A 19,791-nucleotide genomic window follows, 5' to 3' on the forward strand; every position below is an offset into this window, starting at 1 on the left:
CACCGTGATCGGCAACCAACTCGCCCAGCACGAGACCCTCTCGCTCCTCGCGATCGGCGTCGCGGTGCACATCCAGTCGCTGCCGGAGGGCGCCCCCGTCAGCATCCGGGCCCTCGCCGAGCGATTCCCCGAAAGCGAGCACCGCATCGGCCGGGCCCTCCGCGAACTGGAGGCCGCGGGCTACCTCCGCCGCTCCCGCCTCCGCCTCGTGACCGGCAAGGTCATCACCCGCACGGTCTCGTACAACGTCCCCACCTGCGAAACCCCACCCCCGGACCCGACGCCCGAGGAAACCCCGAATCCGGCCCCGGCCCCACCCCCACCCGCACCCGCCCCGGCCGCACCCGCACCCGCCCCGGCCGCACCCCCACCCGCCCCGGCCGCACCCCCACCCATCCCACCCATCCCACCCGCCCCGGCCCCGACCCCCGAACCACCCCCCGCACCCGTGCCCCCACCCACCCCCTCCCCCCTCGAACGAGAGGCGGCGGACCTGCTGGCCGGACTACGGGCCCGGGATCCCCGCCTGCTGCTCTCCGAGGAGGACATCCGCCGCCTCGCCCCCGGCGTCGTGGAATGGCTGGTCCGCGGCGTCCCCCCGGAAGGCATCCGCCGCACCCTCACCGCCACCGTCCCGGACAACCTCCGCAACCCCGCGGGCCTCCTCGCGTACCGGCTCCGCGACCTGCTGCCCCCGCTCCTCCCGGCACCGCTCCACGCCCCGCCCCCACCCCCGACCCGGGACCGCCCCCACCACCCCCTCCAGAACTGCGACGGCTGCGACCTGGCCTTCCGCGCCCCCACCCCCGGCCGCTGCCCCGCCTGCACGGCCGACGACAGAAAGGCTGCCTAGCATGAAGGTGATGACTCGGCCCCCTGGACACGGACGAGGAGCCACCATGACCTTCGCCCCGGACGCAGCGCGACGGGAACCCGCGCAGTACAAGGCCATGCGCGACGCCGTGGAGTCCCTGGACGACACCGTGCCCGGCAAGTTCGAGATCACCAGCGAAGGAATCGTTCACGACATGATGGCGCCGAGCGGCCCGCACGAGCTCACCGTGCTGCGTGTCCGGAAGCGATTGGAAAAGATCATGCCGGAAGAGCTGGCGGCCCACTCCGGCTCACCTGACGTCGAGGAGAGGCTGGAAGGGATTCTGCGGCTGCCCGACATCATGCTGATCGCCGAGGCGGACATGGAGGTCCAGGGATCCTTCGACCCTCGCACCCTCATTGCCGCCGTAGAGATCGTTTCCCGTTCCAACCCCGACAACGACTGGGTCGGCAAGATGCGGGACTACCCCCTCCTCGGGATCCCCGTGTACGCCGTCTTCGACCCGCGCACCGGGACCGGGGCCGTCATGTCCGACATCCACCCGACGCCCGAGGGCCCGCGCTACGCGACCCGCCGGGACTTCCTCTACGGCGAGGACGTCACGATCGCCAAGTGGACCATCTCCACCGACGGCCTGCCCCGGTACGAGGAGGCGTGAGCGACGGTTGCGCGGAGGGCCCCGGTCGCCTGGTGGCGGCCGGGGCCCTCGGTCGGGGACGCGCTTCGCGTCAGCCGGTGAACCAGCCCATCAGGTCGGCCCGCAGTTGGACGCTCCCCGAGTGGTTGGTGAGCGAGACCCAGCCGTCGGTGACCGGAACCGTGATGAGGTTGGTCGCCGCGCGGCCCGTGCCGTACGTGATCGCCGCCAGCCCCGGCCAGGTGCGGCCGTGCGGGGCCACCGTCACGTAGCTCGTCGTGGTCGGGGAGCCGACCGTGACGGCGAGGGTGACGGCCTTCGCGTCGTCGGGTACGCCGGCGAGGCCGCGTACGGGGAAGCTCACCGTCTGGTCCGGGCCCACCGCACCCGGACGGGCACCCAGCCCCGTCGAGGTGTTGAGCAGCCGCACCGGGGCGGCGGGCGTGTACCGCGAGCCGTCGGCGGAGTAGTAGCCCGAGACGTCGGCGACGAGGTCCACGCTGCCGGCGCGACGGTGAGGTTCACGACCACCGCGGTGGCGCCGGTGGCCGGTACGCCGCCCACGCCCGCGACCTTGAGCTTCACGGTCGCGCCCGCACCCACCCGGGCCTTCGGCGCGCCCGTGCCCACCCGGGTGCCCAGGATCCGCTTCGGGGTGACCGGCACGAACCGGCCGCGGGTGACGGACGGGGCGGCGGTCACGGTGAACGCGTTCGGGAGATAGCCGGGGGAGCGCTCGCCGGAGGTGTAGCCGGTGTCGTCGAGCTGAAGGTGTAGCCGACCGAAGCTCCGCCGACTGCCGTCGACTTGGGTGCCGCGCACTGGGCAGTGGCAGAGACGTCCCGCCGCACCAGGCGGTACGTGTCGGCCGCGCCGAACAGCACCGCGGCGTATGTGGTGCCCGCCTTGAAGGCACAGGTGGTCGTCGTCAGGGAGTGGGACGTGCCGCAGACCTTCTCACCGGCGCGGTCGTACACCTCGATGTACGCGGTGTTGCGGTTCGCGGTGTTGGAGTAGTCGAACATCGTGACGGGGCCTTATGCGGTCTTCAGCGCCGCGCCCAGCCGGCGGAGGCCCTCCGCTATCTCCTCCGGCGTGTGGGTCGTGAAGGAGAGGCGGAGGGTGGAGGGGTCCGGGGTGGTGGCGAAGAAGGGGGCTCCGGGGACGTAGGCGACGTCGTGGGCGACCGCGTGCTTCAGGAGGGCGGTCGCGTCCCGGTTCTCCGGGAGGCGGGCCCAGATGAACATGCCGCCCTCGGGGCGGTTCCAGGTCGAGCCCTCGGGGAGGGCGTTCGGCAGGCCCGCCAGGAGGGCGTCGCGGCGGGCGCGGTAGGCGGTGCGGACCGTCGTCAGGTGGGTGGTGAGGTCCGTTGCCGCCAGGTAGCGGGCCGCCGCCATCTGGTCCACCGTCGACGTGTGCAGGTCGGCCGCCTGCTTCGCCGTGACCGCCGCCCGCCGCAGCGACGCCGGGGCGCGCAGCCAGCCCAGCCGCAGCCCGGGGGCCATCACCTTCGAGAAGCTGCCGAGCAGGGCCGTACGGTCCTCCGCGCCCGGGTGTGCGGCGATCCACGGCACGTGCTCGCCCTCGTACCGCAGGTCGCCGTACGGGTCGTCCTCGACCAGCCAGAGGCCCAGCCGGGCGGCGGTCTCCGCCACCGCCCGCCGCCGCGCGGCCGGGAGGGTGCGGCCGGTGGGGTTCTGGAAGGTGGGGATCGTGTAGAGCATCTTCGGGCGCTCCCGGAGCACCAGCTCCTCCAGCGCCGCCGGGTCGAGGCCGTCCTCGTCGCAGGGGACGGGGACCACGCGGGCGCCGGTCAGCCCGAAGCACTGGAGGGCCGCGAGGTACGTGGGGTTCTCGACCAGGACCGTGTCGCCCGGTTCCAGCAGGGTGGCCGCGATCAGGGTGAGGGCCTGCTGCGAGCCGGTGGTGATGAGTATGTCGTCGGGGCTGGTGGGCAGGCCCCGGCCGGTGGCCCGGGCCGCCACGGCGGTCCGGAGCTCCGGCGCGCCCTCCGTGGTGGAGTACTGGAGGGCGCGGGCGGCGCAGTCGGTGAACGCGGCGTCGTACGCCGCCCGGAGTCCCTCCGCGTCGAACAGCTCGGGCGCCGGCAGGCCGCCCGCGAACGAGATCACCCCGGGGCGCTCGGTGAGCGCGAGGATCTCGCGTACCGGGGAGGAGGCGACCGAAGTCGCGCGGGCGGCGAACGCGGGCGGTGCGGCGGCGGTGCGGCGCATGGGGGCTCCTCGGGGCGGAAGGCGGAAGGCGGAAGGCGGGAGGCGGGAGGCGGGAGGCGGGGCGTGGGGCGGTCCCCACCGGCCGGTGGGGCCACACCCTAGCGGAAAAGGGTGTAGCCGCCACCTATCTTTCCGCTCTCCGGACTCCCTTGCTAGAAGGCCCCGTTGAGCCTGTCCCAGGTGCGGTCGGAGACGTAGCCCGGGGCGAGGGTGCCGTCGCCGCGGCCCGGGTACCGCAGGAGGTTGCCGCCCGTCGTGACCGTGGCGACGTCGAGCTTGCCGTCGCCTGTGACGTCTCCGTTGGCGATGATCGACGACATGGAGTTCCAGCCCCCGCTGCCGATCAGGCGGCGCGGCGAGAGGGCCGACGGGCCGCCCGGGTACAGCCACAGCTTGCCGGTGGCCGCCTCGCGGGCCAGCAGGTCCGGACGGCCGTCGCGGTTCAGGTCGCCGGCGCCCACCAGGGCGTTCATCGCGCCCCAGCCGCTGCCGCCGATCAGGCGACGGGTGCCGAGCCCGCCGGTCGACGTGCCCGGGTAGAGCCAGAGCCTGCCGGCGGCGGTCTCGCGGGCGATCAGGTCGTTCCGCCCGTCGCCCGTCAGGTCGCCGAAGGCGGTGATCAGGGACATGGAGTTCCAGCCGATGCTGCCGAGCACGCGGCGCGGGAGGAAGTCGCCGTCCCCGGTGCCGGGGTAGAGCCAGAGCTTGCCCGTGGAGCGCTCGCGGGCGATGAGGTCCTCGCGGCCGTCGCGGGAGAAGTCGCCGTGCCGGGTGAGGGCGTTCATGCCGTTCCACCCGTGCGTGCCGGCCAGGAAGGCGCTGCCGTTGCCGGAGACGAACCACAGGGCGCCGGTCTCGTCGCGGACCAGCACGTCGGAGCGGCGGTCGCCGTTGAGGTCGCCGAAGCCGGCCGCCGTGGGGTTGGCCTCGTCCCACCAGAAGGGGTACGGGGGCAGGGTGCACTCGCGGGCGGTGCGGACGAACTTCAGCGAGCTCTTGTCGGTGTGCGCCGTGCCGCTGTAGCCGGTGCCCGCGGAGTGGGGTCTGACCACCTGGTAGCTGCCGGCCGGACCGGTCGTGATCGTGTAGTTCCGCCCGTCGTACAGGCAGGCGACCATCGAGGTCCGGTTGGTGAAGGAACGGATGCGGTTGTCGTACGTGGAGCCCAGCCAGGGCGTGTCCGTGTGGGTCTGGAGGCGGGAGCCCGTGGCGGCCTCGTTCGTCCAGGCGCAGAAGTTGCCCGCCGCGCAGTCCCCGAAGCCGGCGGCGGTGTCGGCCTGGGCGGGGGCGGCGGACAGGGTCAGGGCGCCGGTGAGGAGCGCGGCGGCCGCGGCGATGCCGCGCAGAAATCCCTTACGCATGTGCTGGGTTCCCTTCCGGTGGGCGGTCCGGCCGGGAGCGGTCCGGCCACCAGCGGGGATGCGCGGGGGTCCGGCGGGAGTTGCGGTGCCGGTGCGGCTGTCGCCGGATCAGCACAATGTCCGTGCGCCGTCACGGCCGTTCGGACCGGCCCTGCCGCGACCCTCCCCATCTGACGTCGCATCAGCTACACCGGTCGGCATGGCGAACACCGAGCACACACCACAGGACACCCGGGCCCAGGCCTACGCCGAGCTGGCCGCCGTCGGCCCTTACGGGGTGCACCCGGGGCACGCGCTGATCACCATGGTCGAGCCGCACCCGGGGCACGAGTACGCGTACAACCGCTGGTACGAGGACGACCACTACATCGCGGGCGCCATGGCCATGCCCTGGATGTACGCGGGCCGGCGCTGGGTCGCGACGCGGGAGCTCCAGGAGCTGCGCTACCCGGAGAAGTCGGCGGTGGCCCAGCCGGTGACCGCCGGGTGCTACATCTCCACGTACTGGATCACCGACGGCCGGTACGACGAGCACATGAAGTGGACCGTCGGCATCAACAAGCGGCTGAACGTCGACGGCCGGGTCTACCAGGACCGCACGCACGTCTTCACGGCCTTCCAGGACCACGAGGCGACGGTCTACCGGGACGGGGCGGCCGGGCCGCGGGACTTCCACGCGCTGGACCACCCGTACGCGGGGCTGGTCGTCCAGGTCGTCGACGCCGACGGGCCCGGGCAGCGGGCCGAGCTGCTGACCTGGCTGCGTACGAAGCAGCTGCCGCGGCGGCTGGCCGGCGGACCGGCGGCGATGGTGACGGTCTTCCGGCCGACCCCGCTGCCGGGGGACCGGATGACCTACGTCAAGCAGGTCGAGGGCGTGGACACCCGGCTGACGCTGCTGTGGTTCCTGGAGGCCGATCCGCGCGAGGTGTGGGCGGACCGTTTCCTCGGCCTGGACACGGAGGTCGCCGAGGCGGGCCTGGGACGGGTGGAGCTGGTCGCGCCGTTCATCCCGACGCTGCCGGGCACCGACCGGTACGTGGACCAGCTGCGCTGACGTACGTTGACCGGCCGGGCTGACCTGTACGGACCGGCCGCGCTGACGCACCCCGACCGGCGGCGCCGGCGCGCGGACCGTCCTGGCCGCCCCGGATCACGGGCGGCCGGGACGCGGCCGAGCCCCCTCGGCCGGGACGGCGGGCCAGTCGAGAGGGCTCATCAGTACCGCGCGGTGGGCGGTCGTCCGGGTGTGCTCCCGGACGTTCAGCCGAGGTGCCCAAGCGGGCCCCGGGTCACGCCGGCGACGAAAGAGGTCCACGAGGTCGGGGCGAAGGTCAGGAAGGGACCTTCCTGCACCTTGGAGTCCTGCACCGCGATCTCGCTCACGGCGGGGGACTTCACCTCGACGCACGCGCCGTTTCCAGCCGAATACGAGGACTTCGTCCAGGCATCCGTGGCGCCCTGAAGAATAGCCATGTTCTCTCCGGTCTAGCGGGTTCCGTTGATGTGGCGCCAACCTGCTCTTGATTGGCGTGATCGACGCTACTCGCAAGGCCGCCCGGGTGAAGAGACCTTTCACTCGACCGGATGGCATATTCCAGTGGGGACTTCCCTGGTCGGGCCGTCACGGTGTACGGTGCGGCGCTTTCTGGCGCACACCCGGCTCACGCCCGGCGTTCGCCCGCTTTCCGCCCGTTTTACCCCGCAATTACTGCTGGCCGTCCTTGGCGTGCTCCTCGATGACCCGGGCGATGAAGTCCCGGGTCTGCTCGACATTCAGTGCCTGGGCGCGCAGGTGCTCGTACATGACGCTGTACCGCTGCACGTCGTTGGCCTTCTCCAGGTACAGGTCGCTCGTGACGCCTTCGATGTAGACAACGGTCGAATCCGAAGCATCCGGAAATTCCAGAATCGCGTACTGACCGTTCACGCCCGGATGCGCGCCCATGCTGAACGGCATTACCTGGACGGTCACGTGCGGCAGCTCGGACTGCTGTATCAGGTGCTCCAGCTGCCGGATCATCACCGCGGTGTCCCCGACCCGCCGGCGCAGCGCGGCTTCGTCGATGACCGCCCAGAGGCGCAAGGGGCCGCGTTCGTTGTCGCTTTCGGTCTCGGAGACACGTTCCTGCCGTCGGATACGGACCTGCACGCGTTTCTCGATGTCCTGCTGCGCGGTTTCCGGCAGCGCTCCGCGGATGATGGCCGCGGCGTACTCCTGGGTCTGGAGCAGGCCCGGGATGATCTGGGGCTCGTACACGCGCAGCGAGGCGGCGTCCGTCTCCAGCCCGATGTACACGCTGTACGGGATGTCGCCGAACGCGTGCCACCAGCCCTGCTGGCGCGAGTCCTTGGCCATCTGCATCAGCGAGTCGACCAGCCGCCGGTCGTCGACGTCGTAGACCTCGCACAGGTCGCGGACGTCGCGCTGGCTGATCGAGCGACGGCCGTTCTCCAGACGGCTGATCTTCGACTGGGAGACGAGGAGGCGTTCGGCGACCTGCTCGGCCGTCATGCCCTTGTCCTCGCGGAGCTTGCGGAGCTCCATGCCCAGTCGGCGGCGTCGGACGGTGGGATTGACATTGGTCGCCACGGGAACGGCACCTCCGGTCTGTCTGTTCATCAGTTGCGGTCTGCTTGTGGTGCTTCAGCGGTCTCTCTGCGTATCCGCCGATGAGCAGACTGCCACCGAAAGGCGCGTTGCCGCTGGGAAAGCGGGAGGAATGCAGACGCGCGGGGCGGCGGGACCGGTTCCCCGGCCCCGCCACCCCGCACCGGGTGTGGGTCAGCGCGTCGCGACGGCCCTCGCCATCGCGGTCGCCCCGCGGCGCGGCTGCATCGGCACGCCGGCGGCCGCTGCGGCCGGACGTCCGGGAGCCTGCGCCTGGGCGCGGCGCGGCTGCGCGGCCACGCCGTTCTGAACGTCCATCACGGCGTGCGCCACGAGGCCGCCCATGGGGTCGTGCCTGATCAGGTCCCGCAGCCGGGACCTGGACGAACGCCCCTCGTTGCCGGGGTACAGGTGCTTGCCGAGGCCGACCGCGTGGGCCAGGGCGGCGAGCGCCGCGGTCCGCGGGTCCGGCGGTACACCGGTGCGGATCGCACTGTCCAGCCGGGCCCTGATCTCCCGGCTGATGGCCGTGTCCGTCGCCTGGTAGCGAGTCGTCGGCAGCACCCCGCACATCTGGCCGGCCACGGCATGCACCATGCCGCAACGCTCCAGGTGGGCGAGGTAAATCTGGCGGAGCCCCAGCCGGGGTCCGCCGATCCAGTGGACGGCCCGGACCGGACTGCCGCGTCTGCGCAGCAGTTCCAGTGCGGAGTCCAAGGTCGGATCTCCTGTCGGCCGTGGCATCACCACGGCGATACGATCCCCGTCTGGGGCTATCCGTCCTGCCAGAGCCAGCTCTACTAGCTGGGCCCCGGCAAGGCCGAGGTCGAGCGACTGCGGCTGCGCCGTGGTACCCGTGGCCGGGTCCAAAGCGAGCAGCAGAAGCTCCTCCGGAAGTGTTCTGCGGCTCCTGCCCATCCATGCCTCCCCGCGTGGATGAATGACAGGGTGACCCCTCTCACATTCATCTGTCGAGAGTGCCTGGCCGCTTTGGACGGGAACCGGCACTTATGTCGTTCTCGTCTAGGCCGGGGGCGATGGCCCCGAGACGGGACACTGTTAGCGGTTCGGACAGCCGGACAGCGAGCGAGGAGGAACTGGTGGCGGGCGAGTCCCCCGACAAGTCGGTACAGCAAGGTTCGTCGGGGACGGCGAACGGTCCTGAGGACAGCGACCCCCGACTCTCCGTCTTCCGTCGGCCCGCCACGGGCGAGGACGCCGCCTCCGGCTCCGCCGGTTCCGGAGAGGGCGGGTCGGAGGGTGCCGGGTCGGAGAGTGCCGGTTCGGAGAGTTCCGGGTCGAAGTCGTCCGGCGCCGCCGGGTCGGGCTCGGACGCCGGTACGGGTACCGCCGGCTCCGGGAACGCCGCTTCCGGCTCCGCCGGTTCGGAAGCCGAGGGTTCCGGGTCCGCCGCCGGCCCGGAGTCGTCCTCCGCCGCGTCCGGGGAGGCCCGGCCGGAGGGGTCCGGGTCCGGCTCCACCGAGAAGCCCGGCGGCCGGGAGGCTTCCGGCTCCGCCCGGTACGCCGGTTCCGGTTCCGCGCTCGACCGGCTGGCCCGCGCCGCCGTCTCCGGGCCGTCTTCCGCCGGTTCCGGTTCCGCGCTCGACCGCCTGTCCCGCGAGGCCGCCAAGTCCGCGGCCGAGGGTTCCGCCCCGGTCCGTGCCGCCGGGTCCGCCGCCACCGGCTCCGAGGCCCCTGAGGCCCCCTCCAAGGCCCCTCGTGACGCCACGGACGGTCCCGCCCGGAGTGCCGCCGGTTCGCGCGACTCCGCGGCGCCGCCGGACGGGGCCGACCTCCCCACCCGCTCCGGAGATGCTTCCGCTTCCGGTTCCGCCGAACGAGGGTCCTCCGCCACCGGCCGGACGGGCGACGCCGAGGCCGGTCGGGTTGACGCCCCGGAGCGGTCGGAGGCTTCCGAGCCCGCCCCGGGCTCCGGTCCGAGCTCCGGTTCGGGCTCCGCCTCCTCGCCCGCCCCGCGTGCGGGCGACGGCGACGGCTTCGACGCCTTCGCCCGCCCGGCCCGCCGTACGCCTCCCGCCGGAACCGGCAACGGCGCCGTCGACCCCCGCGTCGTACCCGGTCAGGGCGCCCGCTCCGCCGACGACGAACTGCGCACCGCCGTGTCCGCCTGGGTGTCCCGCAGCGCCGACGAGGACGATGCGAACGCGAATCCGAAGGCTCCGGCCGCAGGTGCCCCGAAGCCCGCGGCGGCGAGCCGTGCGCCCGAGGCGTCCGCCGCCGCCGAGGCCCCGGCCGCCGGCGCCGGTTCCTCCGCCGGCGCCGGTTCCTCCGCCGGCGCCGGTTCCTCCGCCGGCACCGGTTCCTCCGCCGGCACCGGTTCCTCCGCCGGCACCGGTTCCTCCGCGGGCTCCGGTTCCGCCGCGCCGAAGGCCCCGGCCGCCGGTCCCGGCGCCCCGAAGGCGCCGGCCGACGACGTCGAGCGGACGGCCGTCTTCCGTATGCCGAAGCCGCCGGTCGCCGACGCGGCCCCGGCCACCGGCTCCGCGGCCCCGAAGGCCCCGGCCACCGGTCCTGCCGCACCGAAGCCCCCGGCCGACGGCTCCGGCGCCCCGAAGCCGCCCGCCGCCGGTCCCGGCGCGCCGAAGGCGCCGGCCGACGACGTCGAGCGCACGGCCGTCTTCCGCGTACCCAGGCTCCCGGCCGACGGCCAGGCGGCGCCCGGCGCCCCTGCCGGCCCGAAGGCCACCGCAGCGGCGCCCCCCAAGGCGGCCCCCGCCCCGGCTCCCGGTGCCCCGAAGGCCCCCACGGGTGACGGGAGCAGCGACGACGTCGAGCGGACCGCGGTGTTCCGCGCGCCCAAGTTCCCCCCGGCGGGCCAGTCCGCACCGGGTCGGGCACCCGCGGCCCCCGGCGCCCCGAAGCCCCCTGCCGCGGGCGCCCCGGCACCGGCCCCCAAGGCCCCCGCCACGGGCCCGGGAGCGCCCAAGCCCCCGGCCGCCCCCGGCAGCACCACACCCGCAGGCCAGAGCCCCGCAGCCCAGGCCCCCGGCACCGCCGCACCCACTGCCGGCCGCCAGGCCCCCGGCACCGCCGCACCCGCCCCCCAGGGCCCCGGTGTCCGGCCCGCCGGCACCTTCGTCCCGCTCCGGGAGGAGGCCGAGCGGACCAAGCAGCAGCCGCTGCCGCCCAAGCCCCCGCTCGACATGCTCGCCGAGCTGACGAACAACCCCCCGCCGCCCCCGAGCCCCCTCCGCACCGCCGTGCGGCGGTTCAAGATCTGGACCCCGCTCGTGGTCCTGCTCGGCGTGATCTTCGCCGTCGTGCAGCTCGTCCGGCCCCTGCCGGACCCGCACCTCGTCATGACCGCCGACAAGACGTACTCGTTCGCAGGTGAGAAGCCGAACCTGCCCTGGCCCGAGCAGCCGCGCACCCAGGCCTTCATGGCGGCCGCCGGACTCGGCACCGTCGGCTCCCACGGCGAGCAGAAGCCGGTGCCGATCGCGTCCGTCACCAAGTCGATGACGGCGTACGTCATCCTGCGCGACCACCCCCTCAAGAGGGGCGAAAAGGGTCCGATGATCGACATCGACCAGGCCGCGGAGGACGAGGGCGGCAAGGACAAGTCCGACAACGAGTCCACCCTCAACACCGTCAAGGCGGGCGACAAGATCTCGGAGTACGACGCGATCGCCGCCCTCATGATCCCGTCGGCCAACAACATCGCCCGGCTCCTCGCGCGCTGGGACGCCGGTTCCCAGGAGGCGTTCGTCAAGAAGATGAACGACACCGCCAAGGAACTCGGCATGAACAACACCACCTACACCGACCCCTCGGGCCTGGACGCGACCACCGTCAGCACCGCCGAGGACCAGGTGAAGCTGGGCCTGAAGCTGGTCGAGAACAAGGCCCTGATGGACATCACCAAGCTGCCCTACTGGGAGGACCCCTCGGGCAAGCGGTGGCGCAACTGGAACGACCTCGTCCCGTACAACGGCGCGCTCGGCATCAAGACCGGCTCCACCACGGCCGCCGGCGGCAACCTGCTCTTCGCCGCCCACAAGATGGTCGGCGGCACCGACCAGCTGATCGTCGGCGCGGTGCTGTCGATGCACACCTCACGCATCCTCGACGACGCCATCGCGGCCAGCAAGAAGCTGATGCTGGCCACCCAGGACATGCTGGAGAACGCGAAGGTCGTCAAGAAGGGCGACGTCGTCGGGTACGTGGACGACGGCCTCGGCGGCCGCACGCCGGTCGTCGCCACCGCCGACGTGGAGGCGGTCGGCTGGCCGTCCGTCACCGTCGACATCGTGCTCTCCGACGGCGGCACCAAGCTCCCGCACTCGGCCACCGCCGGCTCCGAGATCGGCACGCTGACCGTCGGTGAGGGCGCCAGCCAGGTCAAGGTCCCGGTCGCGCTCCAGAGCGAGCTCGCCGAGCCCGGCTTCGGCGCCAAGCTCACCCGCGTCGGCTGAGCCCGGGCGCCACCGTGCGGTCCGAGGAATGAGTGCGGTACGGCGCCCCGGTGAACCCCGGGGCGCCGTACTGCGTCTAGCCTCCGACCGGAAAGGCACACGTTCGACCAGGGGAGAGGCGCAGTGACGACCGCCGAGCGGCAGGAGGCCGCCCCGTCCCGCGCCGCCGCCCCGGACCCCGGGACCGGGCGGCCGGGACTCGCCGGCCTGCCGCGCCGCCACCCGGTCGCCTTCACGACCCTGCTGGCCGCCGTCCTGCACGTGGTCTGGTTCTTCGCCCTCGCCAACAGCGGCGGGGACCTGGCCGCCCAGGACGCCTGGGCCGAGTTCGTGGGCCGCCACCCCGACTCCGCGTACAACCTCGCCTGGTACGGCGGGATGCACCCGGTCTCCTACAGCGTGGTCTCCCCGTACCTGATGTCCCTGCTCGGCGTCCGTACGACGATGATGGCCGCCGGCACGGTCTCCGCGGGGCTGCTGACCCTCGTCCTGTGCCGCTGCCGCGGTGCCGTCCGCAACCCCCTGCCGCCCGCGCTGGCCGGCGTGTTCGCGCTGTTCGGCAACGCGCTGTCGGGCCGCGTCACCTTCGGCCTCGGCGTGATGTTCGCGCTGGGCGCGGTCGCCGCCGTCTTCTGCTGGCCCCGCAAGTGGAGCCGCAACCGCTGGGGCAAGGCCGCCGCGGCCGCGCCGCTGGCCGGACTCGCCACCGCCGCGAGCCCGGTGGCCGGCCTCTTCCTCGGGATCGTCGCCGCCGCGCTGTTCCTCAGCGGGCGGCGCCCCGGCGCGTACGCGATCGGGCTCCCGCCGGTCGTCGTGGTCGGCCTCTCCGCCTGGCTGTTCCCCTTCTCCGGCACGCAGCCGCTGTCCCTCGGCTCGGCCTCGCTGCCCTTCCTCTTCGGCGCGCTGGTCTTCCTGCTCGTACCGCGGGACTGGACGACCGTGCGGGTGGCGGCGGCCGTGTACGCCCTCGGGGTGCTGCTGTGCTGGCTGGTCGACTCGCAGATCGGCTCCAACGTCACGCGCTTCGCGATGCTGTTCGCGGGGGTCGTGCTGCTCGCCGCCCTGCCGTACGCCGCTCCGCGCAGCCGGCGCTGGTACGCGCTGCTGCTGGCCTTCGCCGGCCTCAACTCCTGGATCGCCGTCAACAGCGTCAGCGACATCGTGCGGACCACCCCCAAGGCCGCCTGGGCGCGCGAGCTGTCCCCGCTGGTCGACCGGCTGCAGCGGGTCGGCGCCGAGCGCGGCCGGGTCGAGGTGGTGCCGGTCGGCAGCCACCGCGAGTCCTCGGCGCTCGCGCCGTACGTGAACCTGGCCCGCGGCTGGAACCGGCAGGCCGACCTGGAGCGCAACCCGCTCTTCTACGACGACACCCTCGACGCCGTGAACTACCGCGAGTGGCTGGACCGCTGGGCCGTCCACTGGGTGGTGCTCCCGCAGGACACCCCGGACTCGGGCGGCGAGCGCGAGGCCGCACTGATCCGGCGGGGCCTGCCCTACCTGGAGAAGGTCTGGGGCGACGCGAACTGGCAGCTGTTCCGGGTGTCCGCGCCGACCCCGCTGGCGGACCCGCCGGCCACCGTGCGCCGGGCGGACGCCGGCGAGGTGGTCGTCGAGGTGGCGCGGGCCGGCCGGGTGCTGCTGCGCGTCCCGTACTCGCCCTGGCTGGGCCTCGTCGACGCCGAGGGCAAGGCCGTCGTGGCGCCCCGGGAGACGGCCGCCTCGCAGGCGGCGGGGACGGATCCGAAGGAGTACGAGAACGTCGCCGGGTGCCTGCTGAGCACCCCGCGCGACGCCGTGGGCGACGAGTGGACCGTGCTGCTGGCGCCCCGGCCGGGGGAGTACCGGCTGGCGGCCAAGTACCGGCTGCCGCGCGGCACGCCGTGCCCCGAGGAGATGCTCGGGAACGACTCCGCCACCGGGCCGGGTGGAACCGGCCGCGGTGGCGGAGTGGAAGCGGACCGCTGAGCGGGGCTCAGAGGCGCTTGGCGCTGCGCAGGGTGCTCGCGTAGTAGCCGTTGCCGTCCAGGCGTGAGGTGCCGCCCTTGTCGCCGATGGTGGGGCCGTTGGCCTCTTCCCGGCTGGATATGAAGATCTTGTGGCCCTCGGTGTCGTTGCCCAGGTACATGCCGGTGTGGTCCAGCCGCTCGCCCGTACGCGCGTCGAGCTTGAAGAACAGCAGGTCGCCCGGCTGCAGTACGTCGATGTTGCTGGGCCGGGCGGCCGCGGAGACGCCCTTCAGCGGGATGGTGTCGACGCCGATCTTGGAGCGGGCCATGCCGTTGGCGGTGCGCGGCAGGCCGTCGCCCGAGGTGTCCGAGGACATCAGGGGGAAGCGCGCCCGGTAGCCGAACAGCGTGCGGATGAACCCGGAGCAGTCCATCGAGCGGTAGCGGTTGGCTTCCTGCTGGATGGTGGTGCCGTCACGGAAGGTGTACGGGATGCCCAGGTAGTCGTAGAAGTCCGACTGCTCCAGGCGGTAGTCGTTGCCGACCGAGCCGTTGGGGTTGATCGGGCCGAAGGAGGCGTCGCCGGCGTACGGGATGCCCTCCGCGTCCTTCTTGACCGGGGCCTGGTCACCGTACTGGAAGGCCATCGCGAAGAGGTCGTCCTCCTCGCTGCCCCGGTACTTGGTGAACCACTCCTTGAACCACTGCTCCTTCTCGGCACCGCTGACCCACGGCTCCGGCATCAGCCGCACCCAGTCGGTGGTCACCACGCGGGTCTTGGTGGTGGCCGGCTCGGAGAAGGTGCGGCTGGGGCCGGTGAGGGTGGCGGTGCGGGCGCCGTCGGTGAAGGTTGCGATGACGTTGCCGTCGCCGCCGCGCAGCACGGAGCGGTCGGGGTTCTTCAGCCGCTCCCACTTCTGCTCGCCGGTGGAGGAGCTCTTGCCGGACGAGTCCACGCTGTCGGTCACGCTCGCGATCGCGGGCGCCTTCTCCTGCTCGTCCTTGCGCAGTTCGAAGGTGAAGTACGCGCTGCCGGCGAGCAGCGCGACCACCGTGACGGCATGCAGGACGGGACGCTTCTTCTTGGGCTTGAGTTCGGCCATCGGTCGCTCCGGGCGGATCGGTCAGGTACGGCGGGCGGGTGCGGGTGTGCGGCGTACGCGTGTGCGTTCGGACGCCAGCCTTACACGTGGGGCATGAAACCGAGCAGGATTCCGGCGGTCAGCACGACGTACGTCATGAGCGTCGCGGAGCCGGTGGCCAGCAGGGTGGCGCCCTTGGGCTGGCGGACCAGCTGGTAGGCGATCAGGCCGGGCACGATGAAGCCGAGGGTCTGGTTCGCGTACAGGAGCGGGAACTCCATCTGCAGCACGATCACCACGGTGGCCTGCAGCAGCACACCGATGAGCACGACGGCGGCGAACAGCCGCTTGCCGTACAGGATCACGAACTTCTGGGTGAGCAGCGTCAGGACGTAGGTCAGGACGGTGACGCCGACGACCAGCGCGGCGCGCTGGAGGTCCTCGATGAGCGTGAGGGCGAGCCAGCCCGGGGTGATCATGCCGCCCGGGGAGAGGTTCGTCGTCAGGTAGCACAGGAGCGAGAACAGCAGGCCCAGCGCGATGCCGATCGCGGCGATCTCGGGGGTGAGTACGGCGGGGATCAACGGTGCTCTCCTGGGCTCTGCCACTGCTGCGGGTTCGGGTTGGGCTGTTGCTGCTGCTGGAACGGCGGCCACGGGGCCGGCGGACGCTGCTGGCGCTGCTGCCCGTACTGGTCGGGCGCGTACTGGTCCTGGGCGTAGCCCTGCTGCTGCTCCTGGCCGTACTGGGACTGGCCGGGCGGCAGCTGGTGCATCGTCGGCTGCGGCTGGTGCTGCTGGACCGGCTGTACCTGCTGCACCGGCACCGGCTGCTGCGCGTACTGCTGCTGCTGGGGCTGCTGCTGGTACGGGTACGGCTGGCGCGGATGCGGTACGGGGGCCTGCATCCGGCGCGCCTCCTCGGCGGCGGGCAGGTTCGCGTACGGGTCGAGGTGCTTCATGTACAGCGCCATCGTCTGGTCGTGGCGCGGGTGCTGGGCGGCGGGCTCGCTGCCGGGGGCGCCCATGGCGGGGCCGCTGTCGCCGTCGTCCTCGAAGTTGGGCAGCTCGGCGAGGTGCTCCAGGAGGATCTCGCCCTGGCCGTGGATGTTGCCGATGGAGACGAGCGAGGAGTCGGGGCCGAGGTGGCCGAGGAGCTCGTGCATGAACTCCTCGCCCTCGCGCTCGCCGCCGAGGTCGACGGCCCGGTCGCGCCACTCGGAGGGGATGGCGTCGATGGCCGACTTGGTCGGGTGGCCGATGACGAAGACCTTCTCCGGCTTGATGTCCGGGATGATCTGGCCCATCTGGCCGTTCCGCTCGACGCGGTCGGGGCGGCAGTTGATGACCACGTTCAGCGGGCGCTTGATCGCGCCGAGGTCGATCAGCTGCTGGATGTTCATCAGGGTCGACTCGGGGTCGTTGGCCGCGAAGATGTTGCCGAAGCGCAGCTTCTTGTCGCCGGGGGCTATGTAGCGCTCGACGGAGAGCACACCCGGGTCCGGCGGGGCGTCGTACATGCCCTGGAGCGCGGTCTGGCGCTCGATGCCCAGCAGGTCGGCGACGACCAGGGCGATGGCGACGTTCTCCTTGAAGGTGAACCAGGAGAAGCCGCGCAGCTCCTCGTCGGTGACCATGTCCGGGTCGGCGTAGATCAGCTGGCAGTCGCGGGCGTCCGCCTCCTGCTGGAGGACGTGGAAGCGCTCCTTCTCGGCGGTCACGCAGATGCCGCCGTGCGGCATCGAGCGGGACAGCGAGCGGCCGATGTCGTCGAGGGTCGGGCCCATCTCGGCGACGTGGTCCTCACGGACGTTGCAGAGCACGCCGATGGTGGACTGGATCAGCTTCTGCTGGTTGAGCTCCTGGAGGGGCGGCATGACCGCCATGCACTCCATCACCAGGGCGTCCGGCTGGTACGCGGCCGCACGGCGCACGATGCCGATCTGCTCGACCACGTTGGCGAGGCCGAACTTGCGGTAGACCGGCTCCTCGGTGGCGTCCGGGTGGATGAACCGGGCCGCGGTGCCGGTGGTCTTGGCGACCGTCACCAGCCCGCCGCCGCGGAGCGCGCCCGCGACGAGGCGGGTGATGGAGCTCTTGCCGCGGATGCCGTTGACCAGCACCCGGGTGGGGATCTCGTTCAGGTTGGCGAAGTGCCGCCGCTGCTCGATGATGCCGGCGACCAGCATGACCGCGCAGCAGATCAGGAGCACGACGTAGAGGAAGAGCACGGCGGTTCAGTTCCTTCCGGCCGGAGTGGCCTTGCCGGCCCGTCCGGCACTTCCACTGGCTTCCCGCTTCTTCAGCTCCACGAGCTGCTGCCTGATGACCTCCAGGCTGCGGGTGACGGCGCCGACCTCGTCGTGGTGGGTCGGGAAGAGGACGGTCCGGCGGTCGCCGTCGGCCAGGGCCTCGGCGCGCTGGGCGAGCTGGCGCAGCGGGCGGACGACGATGATGTGCATCCAGCCGAGGCAGGCGGCGACGGCGGTCAGACCGAGCAGACCGGCGAGAACGGTGCGGTTCTGCAGGTTGTACTCGGGGATCGCCAGGCCCTTGGCCGGCTGCCAGCTGACCACGGTCCAGGCCAGCGGCTTGGCGGCGCCGCCGCCGACCATGGGCACGGCCGCGGCGATGTCGATGCCGCCGCCGTCGCGGAGCAGCATGCTGCTCGGGCGGGGGCCCTTGCCGACCTTCTGGTTGGCGCCGGAGACCAGGGCGTCGATCTTCTCGTCCCCGAGCTTCTCGAAGGCCAGGTAGCCGTTGTTGCCGCCGATGACGCGGTGCTTCTCGTCGACGACGCGGACCTCGCCGAGGCCCGGCCGCTTCAGCAGCGAGTTCAGGAAGTCGATGCGCAGCTCGCCGACGACGGACGCCTTGAGGCCGGGGGCCTCGGCGTACGCGACGATGACGGGCTCGTTGCCGCCCTCCAGGAGCGTGACCGCCTGGCCGGGGGGCTTGCCGCTGGGGTGGCGGGGTTCCTTGCCGGCCTTGGCGGCGACGGTGCCGTCGTTCTTGAGCACGTACAGCGACTCGTAGCGCGGGTGCTGCGTGAGCGTGCGCTCCAGGATCGTGGTCATGTCGGCCGGGGTGGTGCCCCCGCCGAGCATGGAGGCCACCGAGGTGAGGTCGGCGTGGCCCTCGTTGAGGGCGCGGCGGATGCGGTCGGCGAGGGTGTCGGTGCGCTCGCGCTGGTCGTTGATGATCGTCTGCGGGATGGCGACGGAGTCGCCGGCGCGGTTGATCAGCAGCACCAGGGGCGCGGACCACACGACGATCAGGGCGGCGCAGATCGCGACCAGGGCGCGCATGCCGATGCGGCCGCGGCGGCCGCGGCGCGGGTCCTGGCCCTGCTGCTCCTCGGCGGACTCGCCGAGGAGCTGGCGGCGCAGCCGCTCCAGGGCGGCGCCGATCCGGGAGGCCTCGCCGTACTTGGGCAGGCTGACCGGCCGGGTCAGGTCGCCGCGGCTGAGGCGGCGGGACTCCAGGAACAGCTGGAGCAGCGGCTTCTGCACGGTGCCGATCAGGACGGCGAGGGCGATCGCGCCCATGACCAGCAGGGCGCCGGCGGCCGCGATGCCGAAGAACGGGTCGACGCCGGCCGTGCGCTCCTCGGTGACGTTCACCATGGCGACGACGGTCAGGCCGAGGGCGCTGGCAGCGGTGGGGACACCGGCCTCCGGGCCCGCCAGGGCGGCGTAACCGGCGACGGCGCGCTCACCCGCGTTGAGCGAGCCGAGCATGTGGCCGCTCACGCCGAGGAAGCCGCCGGCGCCGGGCTCCTTCGTCTTCTGGGGGTGCTGCTCCGACTTCTTGCCCGCGATCTTGGCGAACTTCTTGAGCTGCTTGCGGGACTGCTCGGTGGATTCCTTGACCTCGTCCGACTGGATCTGCTCGTCGTTGGCGAGGCCGTCGCTGCTGAGGATCTGGCCGGTGTGGTCGACGACCGCGATGGCGCGGAACTTGCCGAGGCTGACACCGGGGAACTTCAGGCTGCTGGAGGCGACGAGGAGCATCTGGGGCTTGCCCGGCCAGGACAGCACGGCCAGGGTCAGCAGCCGGGTCTCGCCGTTCTCCAGGCGCACCATGCGCGGGGCGAGGCCGTTCTCCTCGGTGAGCTTGGACCGGTCGATGGCGGTCAGCGGCAGGTTCTCACCGCGCTGGGCCTCCAGCTTCCCGGACTTGATCTCCAGCACGGCCAGGCCGCGCCACTTCTGGTAGACGTTGCCCAGCTTGTCCAGGACCGTGTCCGCGGAGACCGGGTCGCCGGCGTTGAAGAGGGAGGCGGTGCGGCTGAGGTCGGTGATGCTCTCGTCCAGCCCCGCCCGGAGCGCGATGGCCCCGTCTTCGGCGAAGTGCTGCTGAGAGGTGAGCACCGCCTCGGGGACGGCGTCCTCGCCCACGCGGCCGAACTGGAACGCGGTGAGGGCGGCGAGGGCGAGCAGCAGGGCGGACAGCGCGGCGATGGGCGGGCGTATGCCACCCAGCAGCGACATGTCGGCCCTGCGGCGGACCTTGTGCCGCCGCTTCGTGCGCGACGCGGCCAACGGACGCTCCTGTTCAGAACGCCCCGGGGCCCTGGTGGCTCCGGGACTCGGTCGGTGTATGGGCATGCTGGACGAAGTCTGCGGGGTCTTCGGTGAAAGACCGGCA

At 72.5% G+C, this 19,791-nt stretch carries 16 protein-coding genes; 5 read left to right on the forward strand and 11 right to left on the reverse strand.

The annotated features are described in order from the left end of the window. Window positions 1–4 precede the first annotated feature (4 nt). Window positions 5–853, forward strand: a complete 849-nt coding sequence (locus ACIF6F_RS36750; protein WP_399957929.1) for a helix-turn-helix domain-containing protein — start codon at window positions 5–7, stop codon at window positions 851–853. A gap of 46 nt (window positions 854–899) precedes the next feature. Continuing rightward, window positions 900–1,493, forward strand: a complete 594-nt coding sequence (locus ACIF6F_RS36755) for a Uma2 family endonuclease (protein ID WP_399957932.1) — start codon at window positions 900–902, stop codon at window positions 1,491–1,493. A gap of 70 nt (window positions 1,494–1,563) precedes the next feature. Here the strand turns inward: ACIF6F_RS36755 and ACIF6F_RS36760 are convergent, their stop codons facing one another. The 4 genes from ACIF6F_RS36760 to ACIF6F_RS36775 form a co-directional block, all read right to left on the reverse strand. Continuing rightward, the gene (locus ACIF6F_RS36760) at window positions 1,564–1,971 is read right to left on the reverse strand and encodes a hypothetical protein (protein WP_399957935.1); all 408 of its coding nucleotides are present in this window, start codon (window positions 1,969–1,971) and stop codon (window positions 1,564–1,566) included. A 199-nt stretch (window positions 1,972–2,170) separates the two neighbouring features. Beyond that, window positions 2,171–2,497: a hypothetical protein gene (locus ACIF6F_RS36765; protein ID WP_399957937.1), complete on the reverse strand. Its 327-nt coding sequence runs from the start codon at window positions 2,495–2,497 to the stop codon at window positions 2,171–2,173. Window positions 2,498–2,509: 12 nt separating this feature from the next. Beyond that, window positions 2,510–3,706: a PLP-dependent aminotransferase family protein gene (locus tag ACIF6F_RS36770; RefSeq protein WP_399957940.1), complete on the reverse strand. Its 1,197-nt coding sequence runs from the start codon at window positions 3,704–3,706 to the stop codon at window positions 2,510–2,512. Window positions 3,707–3,858: 152 nt separating this feature from the next. Beyond that, a complete protein-coding gene (locus ACIF6F_RS36775; RefSeq protein WP_399957944.1) occupies window positions 3,859–5,067 on the reverse strand; it encodes an FG-GAP-like repeat-containing protein in 1,209 nt (402 codons plus the stop codon). 199 nt (window positions 5,068–5,266) lie between these two features. Here ACIF6F_RS36775 and ACIF6F_RS36780 point away from each other — a divergent pair, with 199 nt between their 5' ends. After that, the gene (locus ACIF6F_RS36780) at window positions 5,267–6,124 is read left to right on the forward strand and encodes a hypothetical protein (protein ID WP_399957947.1); all 858 of its coding nucleotides are present in this window, start codon (window positions 5,267–5,269) and stop codon (window positions 6,122–6,124) included. Between the two features lie 206 nt (window positions 6,125–6,330). Here the strand turns inward: ACIF6F_RS36780 and ACIF6F_RS36785 are convergent, their stop codons facing one another. The 3 genes from ACIF6F_RS36785 to ACIF6F_RS36795 form a co-directional block, all read right to left on the reverse strand. Next, complete coding sequence (locus ACIF6F_RS36785) at window positions 6,331–6,543, reverse strand: DUF397 domain-containing protein (RefSeq protein ID WP_399957949.1); 213 nt, start codon at window positions 6,541–6,543, stop codon at window positions 6,331–6,333. A gap of 232 nt (window positions 6,544–6,775) precedes the next feature. Next, on the reverse strand, window positions 6,776–7,660 hold the full coding sequence (locus ACIF6F_RS36790; RefSeq protein WP_399957952.1) for a helix-turn-helix domain-containing protein: 885 nt from the start codon (window positions 7,658–7,660) through the stop codon (window positions 6,776–6,778). A 192-nt stretch (window positions 7,661–7,852) separates the two neighbouring features. Then, a complete protein-coding gene (locus ACIF6F_RS36795) occupies window positions 7,853–8,596 on the reverse strand; it encodes a GPP34 family phosphoprotein (RefSeq protein ID WP_399957955.1) in 744 nt (247 codons plus the stop codon). A gap of 182 nt (window positions 8,597–8,778) precedes the next feature. Here ACIF6F_RS36795 and ACIF6F_RS36800 point away from each other — a divergent pair, with 182 nt between their 5' ends. Both ACIF6F_RS36800 and ACIF6F_RS36805 read left to right on the forward strand, forming a co-directional pair. Further along, complete coding sequence (locus tag ACIF6F_RS36800) at window positions 8,779–12,114, forward strand: hypothetical protein (RefSeq protein ID WP_399957958.1); 3,336 nt, start codon at window positions 8,779–8,781, stop codon at window positions 12,112–12,114. Between the two features lie 207 nt (window positions 12,115–12,321). Beyond that, window positions 12,322–14,079 (forward strand): MFS transporter, encoded by a 1,758-nt coding sequence (locus tag ACIF6F_RS36805; RefSeq protein ID WP_399958006.1) that lies wholly within the window; start codon window positions 12,322–12,324, stop codon window positions 14,077–14,079. A gap of 7 nt (window positions 14,080–14,086) precedes the next feature. Here the strand turns inward: ACIF6F_RS36805 and ACIF6F_RS36810 are convergent, their stop codons facing one another. From ACIF6F_RS36810 to ACIF6F_RS36825, 4 genes are all read right to left on the reverse strand, one after another. Next, window positions 14,087–15,163 carry a C40 family peptidase gene (locus ACIF6F_RS36810; protein WP_399957961.1) on the reverse strand — a complete coding sequence of 359 codons (1,077 nt, stop codon included), beginning with the start codon at window positions 15,161–15,163 and terminating at the stop codon, window positions 14,087–14,089. A gap of 80 nt (window positions 15,164–15,243) precedes the next feature. Beyond that, the gene (locus ACIF6F_RS36815; RefSeq protein ID WP_399957964.1) at window positions 15,244–15,726 is read right to left on the reverse strand and encodes a poly-gamma-glutamate biosynthesis protein PgsC/CapC; all 483 of its coding nucleotides are present in this window, start codon (window positions 15,724–15,726) and stop codon (window positions 15,244–15,246) included. Next, on the reverse strand, window positions 15,723–17,372 hold the full coding sequence (pgsB, locus tag ACIF6F_RS36820; protein ID WP_399957967.1) for a poly-gamma-glutamate synthase PgsB: 1,650 nt from the start codon (window positions 17,370–17,372) through the stop codon (window positions 15,723–15,725). The genes ACIF6F_RS36815 and pgsB overlap by 4 nt, the downstream gene beginning before the upstream one ends. A 6-nt stretch (window positions 17,373–17,378) precedes the next feature. Then, window positions 17,379–19,685 (reverse strand): HAMP domain-containing protein, encoded by a 2,307-nt coding sequence (locus tag ACIF6F_RS36825; RefSeq protein ID WP_399957970.1) that lies wholly within the window; start codon window positions 19,683–19,685, stop codon window positions 17,379–17,381. Window positions 19,686–19,791 lie beyond the last annotated feature (106 nt).

It is taken from the genome of Streptomyces sp. NPDC086023 (assembly GCF_044540325.1).
Taxonomy (GTDB): Bacteria; Actinomycetota; Actinomycetes; order Streptomycetales; family Streptomycetaceae; genus Streptomyces.

Excerpts from the sequence above, each read along its gene's own strand:
- ACIF6F_RS36795 (WP_399957955.1), bottom strand. The coding sequence starts at position 8,596 with ATGGGCAGGAGCCGCAGAACACTTCCGGAGGAGCTTCTGCTGCTCGCT.
- ACIF6F_RS36780 (WP_399957947.1), top strand. The coding sequence starts at position 5,267 with ATGGCGAACACCGAGCACACACCACAGGACACCCGGGCCCAGGCCTAC.
- ACIF6F_RS36785 (WP_399957949.1), bottom strand. The coding sequence starts at position 6,543 with ATGGCTATTCTTCAGGGCGCCACGGATGCCTGGACGAAGTCCTCGTAT.
- ACIF6F_RS36810 (WP_399957961.1), bottom strand. The coding sequence starts at position 15,163 with ATGGCCGAACTCAAGCCCAAGAAGAAGCGTCCCGTCCTGCATGCCGTC.
- ACIF6F_RS36770 (WP_399957940.1), bottom strand. The coding sequence starts at position 3,706 with ATGCGCCGCACCGCCGCCGCACCGCCCGCGTTCGCCGCCCGCGCGACT.
- ACIF6F_RS36755 (WP_399957932.1), top strand. The coding sequence starts at position 900 with ATGACCTTCGCCCCGGACGCAGCGCGACGGGAACCCGCGCAGTACAAG.
- ACIF6F_RS36775 (WP_399957944.1), bottom strand. The coding sequence starts at position 5,067 with ATGCGTAAGGGATTTCTGCGCGGCATCGCCGCGGCCGCCGCGCTCCTC.
- ACIF6F_RS36765 (WP_399957937.1), bottom strand. The coding sequence starts at position 2,497 with ATGTTCGACTACTCCAACACCGCGAACCGCAACACCGCGTACATCGAG.